The sequence below is a fragment of the Pandoraea pnomenusa genome, assembly GCF_040391475.1.
Classification (GTDB): domain Bacteria; phylum Pseudomonadota; class Gammaproteobacteria; order Burkholderiales; family Burkholderiaceae; genus Pandoraea; species Pandoraea pnomenusa_C.
Map to the genome: position 1 here is coordinate 88,634 of NZ_JBEBXS010000001.1, position 12,097 is coordinate 100,730.

Annotated in this window: 12 protein-coding genes; 3 read left to right on the plus strand and 9 right to left on the minus strand. The window is 64.6% G+C overall.

Going from position 1 to position 12,097, the window contains the following annotated elements; all coding sequences use genetic code 11:
* Positions 1 to 86: 86 nt before the first annotated feature.
* The gene (locus ABWO90_RS00360; protein ID WP_353189211.1) at positions 87 to 326 is read left to right on the plus strand and encodes a hypothetical protein; all 240 of its coding nucleotides are present in this window, start codon (positions 87 to 89) and stop codon (positions 324 to 326) included.
* Positions 327 to 373: 47 nt separating this feature from the next.
* Entirely contained in the window at positions 374 to 1,852 is a 1,479-nt protein-coding gene (locus ABWO90_RS00365; protein WP_353189212.1) for an MFS transporter, read from the plus strand.
* Positions 1,853 to 1,864: 12 nt separating this feature from the next.
* Here the strand turns inward: ABWO90_RS00365 and ABWO90_RS00370 are convergent, their stop codons facing one another.
* From ABWO90_RS00370 to ABWO90_RS00410, 9 genes are all read right to left on the minus strand, one after another.
* Complete coding sequence (locus ABWO90_RS00370; RefSeq protein ID WP_353189213.1) at positions 1,865 to 3,274, minus strand: amino acid permease; 1,410 nt, start codon at positions 3,272 to 3,274, stop codon at positions 1,865 to 1,867.
* Positions 3,275 to 3,325: 51 nt separating this feature from the next.
* Positions 3,326 to 4,702 (minus strand): porin, encoded by a 1,377-nt coding sequence (locus ABWO90_RS00375; RefSeq protein ID WP_353189214.1) that lies wholly within the window; start codon positions 4,700 to 4,702, stop codon positions 3,326 to 3,328.
* Positions 4,678 to 5,583, minus strand: a complete 906-nt coding sequence (locus ABWO90_RS00380; protein ID WP_353189215.1) for a dihydrodipicolinate synthase family protein — start codon at positions 5,581 to 5,583, stop codon at positions 4,678 to 4,680. Before ABWO90_RS00380 ends, ABWO90_RS00375 begins: the two co-directional genes overlap by 25 nt.
* Positions 5,584 to 5,667: 84 nt before the next feature.
* Positions 5,668 to 6,588: an alpha/beta hydrolase gene (locus ABWO90_RS00385; protein ID WP_353189216.1), complete on the minus strand. Its 921-nt coding sequence runs from the start codon at positions 6,586 to 6,588 to the stop codon at positions 5,668 to 5,670.
* On the minus strand, positions 6,588 to 7,349 hold the full coding sequence (locus ABWO90_RS00390) for an ABC transporter ATP-binding protein (protein ID WP_502922528.1): 762 nt from the start codon (positions 7,347 to 7,349) through the stop codon (positions 6,588 to 6,590). Before ABWO90_RS00390 ends, ABWO90_RS00385 begins: the two co-directional genes overlap by 1 nt.
* Before the next feature lie 101 nt (positions 7,350 to 7,450).
* Positions 7,451 to 8,194, minus strand: a complete 744-nt coding sequence (locus tag ABWO90_RS00395) for an ABC transporter permease (protein WP_353189218.1) — start codon at positions 8,192 to 8,194, stop codon at positions 7,451 to 7,453.
* Positions 8,195 to 8,222: 28 nt separating this feature from the next.
* On the minus strand, positions 8,223 to 8,780 hold the full coding sequence (locus ABWO90_RS00400; protein WP_353189219.1) for a VOC family protein: 558 nt from the start codon (positions 8,778 to 8,780) through the stop codon (positions 8,223 to 8,225).
* A 34-nt stretch (positions 8,781 to 8,814) separates the two neighbouring features.
* Positions 8,815 to 9,840: an ABC transporter substrate-binding protein gene (locus ABWO90_RS00405; protein ID WP_353189220.1), complete on the minus strand. Its 1,026-nt coding sequence runs from the start codon at positions 9,838 to 9,840 to the stop codon at positions 8,815 to 8,817.
* 38 nt (positions 9,841 to 9,878) lie between these two features.
* Positions 9,879 to 10,829, minus strand: a complete 951-nt coding sequence (locus tag ABWO90_RS00410) for a fumarylacetoacetate hydrolase family protein (protein WP_353189221.1) — start codon at positions 10,827 to 10,829, stop codon at positions 9,879 to 9,881.
* Between the two features lie 160 nt (positions 10,830 to 10,989).
* On the opposite strand from ABWO90_RS00410, the gene ABWO90_RS00415 reads away from it, so the two are divergent.
* On the plus strand, positions 10,990 to 11,976 hold the full coding sequence (locus ABWO90_RS00415; protein ID WP_353189222.1) for a 2-hydroxyacid dehydrogenase: 987 nt from the start codon (positions 10,990 to 10,992) through the stop codon (positions 11,974 to 11,976).
* Positions 11,977 to 12,097: the final 121 nt, after the last annotated feature.

Genomic DNA, 12,097 nt, shown 5'->3' on the forward strand with positions numbered 1-12,097 from the left:
GGTGGACTCGGCCGCGCGCTCGCACGGGAATTCATCGCATTGCCACCGACAGAGAACGTTCACGTCGGTGAAGCTATCAAGAAGCTATGAATAGCGAAGAAGCTAAACTTGTAGCGCTTGTCGCTACCGGAATGCTTGAGGCGCCATTACGAAAATCACTCAACGAGGGCAGGATTTATATCAACTTTGACGGTGCCAAAGGTTCGTTGGCACGCTGCCGCACCACAACGGAGACGCCAATGGTGTTTTTTGCTCGCTCCAGGATCGCAGTTACCGCAATTCAAGAGCGTCACCCGGCTGAGTCGATCTGGATCGACGCTACGTGAAACGCAAAGCCGCTCTCACGACAGACACTGACCCACGACACCCCAACGTGTCGACGCCCATCGTCGAGACCGACCTGCCCGCCCGCCTCGACCGCCTGCCGTGGGCGCGCTTTCATACCCTGATCGTCGTCGCCCTCGGCATCACCTGGCTGCTTGACGGTCTTGAAGTCACCCTCGCCGGCGCCGTCGCCGGTGCGCTCAAGACCAGCCCCGCGCTCGCGCTGACGAACGCCGAAGTGGGCCTCGCCGGCAGTGCCTATATCGCAGGCGCCGTGCTCGGCGCCCTCGGCTTCGGCTGGCTCACCGACCGGCTAGGACGCCGCAAACTCTTCTTCATCACCCTGCTCCTGTACGTCGCCGCCACAGCGGCCACCGGATTCTCGTGGAGTTTCATGAGCTTCGTCGCGTTCCGTTTTCTGACGGGGGCAGGCATCGGTGGTGAATACACCGCCATCAACTCGACCATTCAGGAGTTCACACCGGCGCGTGTGCGTGGCTGGACCGATCTCGTCATCAACGGCACCTTCTGGGTCGGTGCAGCGCTCGGTGCGGCCGGCTCGATCGTGCTGCTCGCCCCCGGCACATTACCGGCAGACTGGGGCTGGCGAACCTGCTTCTTCATCGGCGCCACCCTCGGGCTCGGCATTCTCCTGATGCGCATGTGGGTGCCGGAAAGCCCACGCTGGCTGATGCTTCGCGGACAGACCCGGGACGCAGAAGCCATCGTCGGCAGCATCGAGCAGTCATTGCGTGAACGCGGCCATGCGCTGCCCGTGCCGGACGGCCCTCGCTTGCGGCTGCGCGTGCGCCACGCCACCCCGCTACGCGAGGTATGGCACACGCTCATGCATACGTACCGCCGCCGCTCGCTCGTCGGGCTCACGCTCATGACAGCACAGGCGTTCTGTTACAACGCGATCTTCTTCACCTACGCCCTCGTCCTGACGGACTTCTACGGCGTGCCGGCGGCGAGTGTCGGGTGGTATCTGCTGCCGTTCGCAGCGGGCAACGTGCTCGGCCCCATCGTGCTGGGTCACGCGTTCGACGTGCTCGGCCGACGCGTGATGATCAGCGCGACGTATGCTATCGCAGGCGCGTTACTGGCGCTGAGCGGATGGTGGTTCGCGCAAGGCCTGTTGACCACGCTCACACAAACGCTTGCCTGGTCGGTCATCTTCTTCTTCGCGTCGGCGGCGGCCAGCTCCGCCTATCTCACGGTCAGCGAGACCTTTCCGCTCGAAATCCGTGCGCTCGCCATCGCCGTGTTCTACGCGATCGGCACGTTGCTTGGCGGCGTCGCCGGGCCAGCGCTGTTCGGCTGGCTCATCGACACGCAACGGCGTGCCGATGTCTTCGTCGGCTACCTGATCGGCGCGGCCCTCATGCTCATCGCCGCCGCCGTGGCCGCGCGCTGGGGCGTCGCGGCCGAACGACGCTCGCTCGAAGCCGTGGCCGCACCGCTCTCGTCCGACCAATGGACTGCGTCGGGTCGTCCGGCGCAGCCCATGCCGAGCGAGGACCGCTGACCGTCTCGCGAATCAGTGACTCTGCCCCTGCGCTCGCGTAGCCGCCACACCCGCCCGCTGGCGATACCACACCACGTACACAACGGTCAGCGCCACCACGAACGGCACACCGTAGACCAGTGTCATGCGAAACTCGTCGGTGAAGTACGTCGTGACCAGCGTGGCGAGCATGAGCAAGGCCCCCGCCAGACTCGCATACGGATAACCCCACATGCGAAACGACAGCGACTTGGCGTCATGTGCGCGGCGGAAATACAGGTGCGTGACGAAGATCATCAGCCACGTGAACATCGCGCCGAACATGGAGACGGACATCATCAGCGTGAACGACGCCTGCGGCGCGAGCACGTTGAGCGCCACCGCCAGCGCGATCCCGATGGTCGAGAGCATGAGCGCCGCCACCGGCACGCCGTTGCGGCTCACCTCGCCAAAGCGACGCGGCGCATATCCGGCGCGCGACAAGCTGAACATCATGCGTGTCGTGATGTAGAGCTGACTGTTCATCGCAGAAAGCGCTGCAACCAGAATCACCAGATTGATGACGCCTGCGGCGCCCGGGATATGCGTGGCAGCCATCACCTTGACGAACGGACTGCCGTCTTCGCCGGCCGCATTCCACGGCACGATCGCCAACGTCAGCGCCAGCGTAAGCAGGTAGAAGAACACCAGACGGAACATCGTCGCGCGAAACGCCCGTGTAATCGCGCGCTGCGGATCCTGCGCCTCGCCGGCTGCCACGGCAATCATCTCGATGCTCAGATAGCTGAAGATCGACACGATCACCGCGACCCACATGCCCCATGCGCCCTTCGGGAAGAAACCGCCATGCGACGTGTAATTGCTCAAGCCGATGCCGCTCTCGACCGGGGCGCGAAAGACGATGTACGCCCCCAGGATCAGGAAGGCCACGATGGCCACGATCTTCAGCATCGAGAACGCATACTCGACGGCGCCGAACACCTTCACGCTCGCGGCGTTAATGCCGATAAGACCCACCGAGAAGCCCACGATCCAGTACCAGCCCGGCACCGCCGGGAACCAGTACTTCATGTACACGGCAATCGCCGTGACTTCCGTGCCCACTGCAAACACGATCGACGACCAGTACGCGTAGCGCACCAGGAAGCCCGCCAGCGGCCCTATGTAATGTTCGGCATACGCGCCGAACGACCCGGATGTCGGGTGCGCGACCGTCATCTCGGCCAGACATCCCATCAGCAGCAACGCAATGGCGCCGCCAATGGCATAACTCAACATCACGCTCGGCCCCGCAAAGCCGATGGCGAACGCGCTGCCCAAAAACAGGCCGGTGCCGATCGCCCCGCCAATTGCAATCATCGATAGCTGCCCGCTGCTCAGGCCGCGGTGCAGTCCCTTTTCTCGCTCGACAATGCTGTCGAAGCCCGGTTGTGTTGTACTCAAGTTCGTCTCCTGTAAATCAAAAATTCGTGAAAGCGCGTGGAAATTCGTGGCTTAGAAGCTGTGTTCGATGCCGAAGCCAATGCCCCGGTAATGCGCCCCCGGCGGCGCGCTGCCGTTGCCGGGGCCGAAGTTCGGGCGCGGGGAGAAGCCGTAGCTGCCCCACGCGCGGTTGATGACCTGGTAGTACGCGAGGTACACGTCGGTGCGCTTCGAGAAGTCGTAGCGATAACCGAGGTTGAGCTGCGTCGCGCCGAGGCCGTCGGTGCTGCACGACACGCCGCCGGTGCGCGCGCACGCGCCGTCCATCGCATAGCCGCCGCCGAGCCATACGGAATGACGGCCACCGCCGAACCAGTGCTGCACCATCGCGTAGACGGCATCGCGCCGGTACCGGTTGAGGTTGCCGTTGGTGCCGTCGTCGGTGCGATACGTCAGCCGGTCCCAACCCGCAACCCACTTGGTGTTCGCATAGGTGAAGACGATCAGGACCTTGTGGGCGTCGTCGCGCGAGCCCGTGGCCCGCGATCCCGGCGTCGACGGATTGCCCGACGCGGGCGCCCCCAGCCACGCCAGCCCGAAGTAGTCCTTGTGCATCTCGTACGCATAGCGCACACGAAGCGGGCCGTTCACGTATTCCAGTCCGGCGCCGAACACCTGCGGCGAGATGTCGCCTGCCGGTGTCGTGACCGAGCCGTTCGATAGCGAATAGGAAAGCCGCAGTTGCAGCCCCGCCCACTCCGGACTCCAGTACTGGAGACTGTTGCCCTGACGGCGATTGAACGTAGCGTCCGCCGGACTGTTCACGCGCCCGGACTGCGTGGTCGTGTTCGGAATGTTGAATCCGGGATTGCTCAGGATCGTGCTCAGGTCACCGGTGTACGGATTGCGCACCGGCGAGCCGACCGAGAGCGTCGACCACTGGTACGGTGTGTCCCAGTTGCCCATGAACGCCGTACCGAACGGCCCCTTGAGCCCGACGTTCGAGTTGCGACCCGCAATCGACCCGGTGGACTTGCCGTCGAACGCGATGGGCGTCTCGATCTGCCAGATCGCGGCATAGCCGTCGCCCAGATCCTCCCTGCCGCGCATACCGAAGTAGGAAATGCTCGACAGCATGCGTGTGCCGCTCAACTCGGGGGAATTGATCGCCCCCGCCGGTGCCTGTGTCGGGCGCGGCGCCGACGCCGGCACCTGCCGCCCGCTCACGCTGACCCAGTCCATCATCGGCGTGAGATGCCCATAGATCTGCACCTGCGCCTGCGCGACTTCGCATGCGCCGATGCCCCCTGTCATGAGTGCCGATGCCAGCAGTTTCACCGGCAGGCCGACACCGGCGCGCGCCGAACCCCGACGCGGCAAACCACGACGTGACTTCCGATCCCGCAACGCGCCGCGCATGGCCGTCAGCCCGGCAACGTGAAACCGCAAGCGGCCAACTGCGCGTGCAGCCGCGCATGTTGGTCGCCCGTCAGTTGCGAGAGCGGTGCACGCACGCGCTGCCACGACAGATCGTCGCGATGCGTGGCCAACACCGCCTTGAGCGCCGGAATCATCGGGAACGACTGCACGATGCTGCGCACGGCATCGGCCTGGGCCTGAAGCGCTGCGCCCTCGTCGCCCGCCCATTCCCGGCACAGACGCCCAATGACTTGCGGGTTGACGTTGACCGTCGCGGAGATGCAACCCTTCGCACCTTTGGCCGAGGCACGCGAAACGAGAGACTCCGAGGCCGGGAAGATGCCGAAGCCCGGGAACGCGTCGAGCATCGCATTCAGGTTGTTCCAGTCACCCGAACTGTCCTTGATGCCGACCACGGTCTGCGGAAAGTCCCGAATCAGGCGCTCGATCACGGGCAGCGTGATCGGCACGCCCGACAGCGCAGGGATGTGATAGAGATACACGCGCAAACGCGTATCGCCCACCTGCTCGATCACACGTGCGTAGTAGTCGTATAGCCCGTCGTCGGTGATGCCCTTGTAAAAGAACGGCGGCAGCATGAGCACCCCGGCGCAGCCGTGCCCGAGCGCATGACGCGTGAGCGCAACCGTCTCGGGCAGCGAGCAGCACCCGGTGCCGGGCAACATGCGACGAACGTCGAGGCCGCGCTCGACCAGATGGTCGAGCAACGTCATGCGCTCTCGGGTATCGAGCGAGTTCGCCTCGCTGTTGGTGCCGAACGGGGCCAGGCCCACGCCGTGAGAGAGCAACCATTCGCAATGCGCGACAAAACGGGGGGCATCCGGCGTCATATCCGCATGAAACGGGGTGACGACGGGCGCAAACGCCCCGGTCAATTCGTGATCGACCATGACAGTTCCTAAGAGGGAGAGAGATGAACGACGCTGCCTGTGCCGGGCCGAGTGGCTCCGCCTGTCAGGCAGGCGTGGACCGCATCAGGGCGATGGGTTGATTTCGTGCAGGAATTGCAGGATTTCCCGGCCGAGCGAGTCGTCGCCCGAGTCGATGTGTGCAACGACCGACGTGTGATTGTGGTCGCGCACTTGAAGGAATCTCGGCGCGCGCCGGTCACGCTGCGCCAGCTTGTGCGCGAATTCGAGCGCGTACGTATCGAGATGCGGGTTCTCGAATTCGGCGACGACGATCATCGCGGGTACTGGCATGTCGAGAGCGTGCGCCATTGGCGCGTCTGCCTCGTAGCGCAGCGGATCGTCGCCGTAGTAGGCCACGACACCCGGCGCATTCGGGTTGTCGGGCAACACGTCGGCGCGAAGCCGTGCACTGATCAATACGGTCGCCGCGACTTCCGGCTGCACCGGCCGCACGCGTGGGTCGCAGAGATAGCTCGCCACATGCGATCCGCCTGCGGAGTGGCCGATCAGCAGGATGCGCGAGAGATCGGCAGCGCCCTCGCCCGCGTATTCGCCAAGATGCCCGCGAATCCAGCGCATGGCGGCGGCCACATCGTCCGCACCGCCGGGAAACGGCGCTTCCGGAGCCAGCCGGTATTCGACATTCACGGCGATGCAGCCATGACGCGCAAAGTAACGCGGCACGTTGCCGTAGATCTCGGCATTGGCATTCATGTCGCCGCGCACGAAGCCGCCCCCATGCACGAACACCACGACCGGCGCCGGCGCACCAGCGGCGACCGCCGGACGATACACGTCAAGGCGGTGCCGGGCATGCGGGCCGTAGGCCAGGTCGCGCACGACGACGTAGCCGTCATGCGGTGCCCGGGCCAACAGCGGCGTGTAGGTGTCGAGTACCGCCCGTCGCCCGGCCGCGATGTCGCGCGCCCAATCGGGCCCCAACACACGCATGAGCGCCCGCGCGACTTTCCACTCGGCATCCATCAATAGACTCCCATCAACTGCGAGAGCTGCGCGATGTATCCGGCGTAGCGCGGGTGTTGCTTGATCGTCTGCGGCGAACGCGGACGCGGCAAATCGATCACGACCTCCTGCTGTACCTTGCCGGGCCGCGCCGACATCACGATCACGCGATCCGAGAGGAACACCGCCTCCTCGATGCTGTGCGTGACAAGCAGCACCGTCTGCCGATGCTCCTGCCAGATGCGCAGCAATTCGACGTTCAGGTTGTCGCGCGTGAGCGCATCGAGCGCGCCGAACGGCTCGTCCATGAGCAGCACCTTCGGTTCCAGCGCCAGAATCTGCCCGATCGATGCGCGTTGGCGCATGCCGCCCGACAACTCGTGCGGATGGTGCTCGGCGAACTGGGCAAGACCCAGCATCTCGAGCAAGGCGCTCACGCGTGGCTCGCTCTTTTCCTTCGGGATCTTGCGCAGTTGCGTGCCGAGCAGCAGGTTCTGCCGCACGGTGAGCCACGGCAACATGTTGCTCGTCTGGAAGACAACGCCAATCTCCGGCACCGGACGCGACACGCGCTGCCCGGCAACACGCACCTCGCCGCCGTCGTGAGGCACGAGCCCCGCCACGATGCGCAACAGCGTGCTCTTGCCGCATCCGCTCGCGCCCAGAATCGACACGAACTCCTGGTCGGCAATGGAGAGCGACACGTCGTCGAGAATGCGCACCGGCGTGCCCTTGCGCTGCTTCGCGGCAAACGTCTTGTCGATGTGACGCACTTCGATCATCGTGTTCGCGCTCTGCGGTGCGGGATTTGCCCCCGAGGCGTCGTCCGGCGATTGCACCGTGCGCGACGGATGGAGTTGTGCGACCGTACCCGTTACCTGACTCATACGTTGATCCCCCGCCACCAGACAAAGCGCGCCAGACGCTCGATGGCCCAGTACAGCACCACCGCGAGCAGCGTCACCATGAGGATGGCTGCGAACATCACATCCGTGCGGGCTGCCGCCGACGCGAACACGATCAGATGGCCCAGACCTTCTTCCGAGCCGATGAACTCACCGACGATCGCCCCGATGACCGCGAGCGGCATGGCGATCTTCAGGCCGTCGGCGAACGCGGGTAGCGCTGCGGGCAAATACAGGCGCCAGAACGTATCCCAGGGGCTCGCGCCCAGCGCACGGAAGTGCTCGTCGAGATTGCGCGCGACCGACGCCAGTCCGCCCATCGTCGCCACCACGACCGGGAAGAAGGCGAACAGGAAGGTCGACGCCAGCTTCGAGCCGAAGCCGTACCCGAACCACACGATCATGAGCGGTGCGAGTGCGATCTTCGGCATGCTTTGCAGCGCCGTGACCAGCGGATAAAGCGTGCGGCGCGCGAAGGCGCTGTAGCTGATGACCACACCGATCACGAGTCCGCCCGCCACGGCCGCCACGAAACCGGTCAGCACTTCGACGGTCGTGACCCACGTGTCGGCCAGCATCTGCGGATGCACCTCCCACGCCGCGCGGAAGATGGCCGACGGCGGCGGCATCAGATACGACTGCACCTTGAAGTAGGTGACCGCCATTTCCCACAGGGCGAGCAGTACGCCCCAAAATACGATCGTCTGTGCGATACGTTTCATTCGATGTCTCCTCCGGATGCGTACTTCGCTAGGCCTTGCCGCCCGACTTCTCCTTGACCATGCCCGGCGGGGGCGGCACGACGAAACGCTCGAAGCGGAGCCGGTCGAAGCTCTCGATATTGCGCTCCCACACCTTCGCCTCGTACGGATGCGCAGCATCGATCTGCGTCATCTCGCAATACAGCTCGACGTTGTTGCCGTCCGGATCCTTGAACACGAGGAAGTAGTTGGCGCCCGGGCCATGGCGGCCGATGCCGCGCACAATCTCGACGTCATGCGCGCGCAGCACCTCGACCGCCTGCTCCATCTCCTCGACGCTGTCGACGAGATACGAGAAGTGCTCCATGCCGGGGCGGCTGTAGCGCGGCAGATCGTCGATATCCGGCGAATCCTTCGGAATCTGCGAGAGCGCGAGATCGTGGTGATCGCTCGCGGCGCGCAGGAACACCATCTGGTCGCCGATCCAGTCGGAGACCGTCAGGCCCAGCACTTCGGTATAGAACTTTGCCGACTTCTGGATATCGCGCACGACCAGCACCAGATGGCCGAGACGCTTCGGGTTGAGTTTGGGTTTGGGACTTGTCATCTCCACTCCTTGTATGGCTTTGGTGCGAGCGCGCTCACTCGACGAACTGATTGGTATAGAGGTCGGTCGCCTTGAGCGTAGGCGCCAGATTGAACGCGTCGCGCACGAACTTCGCGGTGGACTCCATGCGAGGCACCGGCAGCCAGCCCGGCTTGTGTCCCTTCGTTTCGCTACCGTTTTCCAGCACGCCGATCTGACGAATCTGTTCGGTCATGACCTGCTTGTCGAGCATCGGGTATTGCGAAACGATCACGCCGGCAGATTCCTCCGGGTGCTCGCGCATCCAGGCGTAGCCGCGATACGTCGCCTGCACGAAACGGCGCACCACGTCCGGCTTCTCGACGATCATCTTCTCGGTTGTGACGATGCCGTTACCCACCATGTCGAGCCCGAAGTCGCGATAGCGCAGCGAACCGATTTCGCGGCCCTGCTTCGACGCCAGCGACTTGAGCACCGGCAGGTTCGCGCCTTCCCAGCATTCGGTCAGGTCTACGCGGCCCTGCAGGAACGACGGGTTGATGGTCGACGGATCGAGCCGGAGCAGCTTGACCGAGTTCGGCGGCAGGCCATTGGCCTTGAGCCATGCGGGGACGATGTTCTGCAACGGTGAGGCACCGCCGCCGCCCATCGACAGCCCCTTGAGATCCGCCGGTTTGGCGATGGTGCGACCGGGCTTGGCGAGATAGCAGATCGCACCGGGCCAGACCGCGTTGATCGAACCGATCATCTTCGTCTTGCCGCCCTGTGCGCGATTGAGCATCACGCTGATCGGATCGCCGTAGCCGAATTCGAACAGGCCCTGGTCGACCTCGTTGACCGTGCGCTGGCCGCCATGCCCCACGATGGCCGAGACGTCGAGCCCGGCTTCGCGGTAGTAGCCCTTGTTGATGGCGACGATCACGCCGCCGGTACTGCCCTGCGGCAGCCATGAGAGGTTGAACTTCACTTTCTCCTGCGCGGCGACCGGTGTCGCCCACAGTGCGCCTGCGCCGACTGCGCCAAGCGTCCCGGCGCATGCGAGCGCCGTCCACCAGCGCCTTGCCAACTGCCACTGCTGCATTTGCTGCCTCCTCCTGACCGCCACACGAACGGTCCTTGTTATGTGCGCTGTGCCACGACGCGGTTCTCGATGGCACCGATGCCCTCGACCCCCGCCACCATCACGTCACCCGCCTTGAGATACACGCCGCGTCCCATGCCCACGCCGGTCGGCGTGCCCGTGGCGATCAGATCGCCGGGCTTGAGCGTGAGAATGCCGGACAGGTAGGCGATCTGCTCCGCAATGTTGAAGATCATGCCTGCCGTCGTGTCGTCCTGCATCATTTCGCCGTTCACCGACAGCGTCATGCGCAGGTTCTGGGGATCGCGAATGACGTCGCGCGGCACAAACCACGGCCCCAGAGGAGCGAAGGTATCGAAACTCTTGCCGCGAAACCAGTCGTGCGTGAACGGATAGTCGGTGCGGCGGTTCAGGTCCCGTGCGCTCACGTCGTTGATGACCGTGTATCCGGCGATCCAGTCATGCGCCTGTTCGACCGGAATATGACGTCCCGGACGACCGATCACCACCGCAAGCTCGACCTCCCAGTCCACCCGCTCGGCGTGCGGGGGCAGCACCACGTCGGTGCCGGTCGCGGTCACGCTCGTTTCCGCCTTCATGAACATGTACGGCGAGCTTTCGCTGCGCGGCGCGAGCTGGGTGCCCATTTCTCGCGCATGCTCGTAGTAGTTCGACGCCGTGGCAAAGATCCGACCCGGCTGATACGGCACGCACAGCCGGTAGTCGCCAGTCGCCAGCGCGCCAACCTTGGCGGGCACGCCGGCATCGATGGCGCTGCGCAGCGCCGCCGACGCGGCCTCGCCGTGCACATACCAGTCCGTGAGCAGTGCCGTCAGATCCTGTGCCGCAAGCAGTGCCTCACCTGCCTCGACAAGACGCAGCACCGCTTCCATGTCGTACAGACGACCGTGTTGTACCAGCGCCGTGCGGCGGGCAGCGCCTGCACCCGGCGCCAGCGACTCATAAGTTGCAATACCAAACCAGGTCACACCTTCCTCCTTGTCTTCCATCCGGGAACCGACATCGCTTTTCACGCATCGGTTGTCTTTTTGATTGCTATGTGAAGATACAATACATAGCATATGTATACATAGCAACTGATTTGTATTTTATTTTTCAATCCTAACGACCGAGACGATTAACGCCGCCATGACCGATGCTTCCCACCCCCTCGACCTCATCAACCTGATCCCGCTCGAACCGTCGGTCCGCGCACAATTGCTCGCCGCGGGCCTGCGTCTGCACGACGTCGATCTCGGCGAGGAGCGCCTCGAAGACGCGCCCGTGGCGTCGTCGGTGCGCGTGGTGCTGACCAATGGCACCACCGGTCTGAACGCCGCACAGATGCAGGCACTACCTCAGCTCGAACTCGTCTGCGCGTTCGGCGCGGGCTACGAGAGCATCGACGTGGCTGCCGCAAGCGCACGCGGCATCGTCGTCGCACATGCCCCCAATACGAACGGCGAGACGGTGGCCGATCACGCGCTGGCCCTCATGCTTGCCGCCGCACGCGGCCTCGTAACGCTCGACCGCGCCGTGAAGGCAGGCGGCTGGACCAGACATCGCGCGGCACGCCCGACACTCAATGGCGCACGCCTGGGCGTCGTCGGCCTGGGCAATATCGGCCGGGCCATCGCCACGCGCGCCGAGGCGTTCGGCATGTCCATCGGCTATCACACGCGCACGTCACGCCCTGACTGTCGCTGGCAGCATTTCGGCGACGTGGGATCGCTCGCGGACGCCAGCGACTTCCTCGTGCTCGCCTGCCCCGGTGGTGCGGCCACGTATCACCTCGTGAATGCCGATGTCCTCGCGCGGCTCGGCGCCAACGGATTCCTCGTGAACGTGGCGCGTGGCAGTGTCGTCGATACCGCAGCGTTGATCGAAGCCCTCTGTGACAACGTGATCGCCGGTGCTGCGCTCGACGTCTTCGAGAACGAACCGGGCGTCCCTTCGGCGCTGCGCATGCTCGAGAACGTGGTACTCACGCCGCACGTCTCGGGCCGCTCGCCCGCCGCGTTGCAGGCACAGATCGACTTGCTGCTGGCCAATGTCCGCGCCCATGTCGCGGGCGCACCGTTACCGGCAGCCGTCAACGCCCCGGACGCCGGCGCGCATCGCAAAGCGCTGCGATAAAAAAGAAGCGGGCAACCGGGAGACCATCGGAGGTTGCCCGCTTCAACACTTCACGCTTTGGAGGCCCGGTGAAGTCGTCGGCGGCGACGGCGCGATAACTCGCGCCGCCGTCACGCATCGA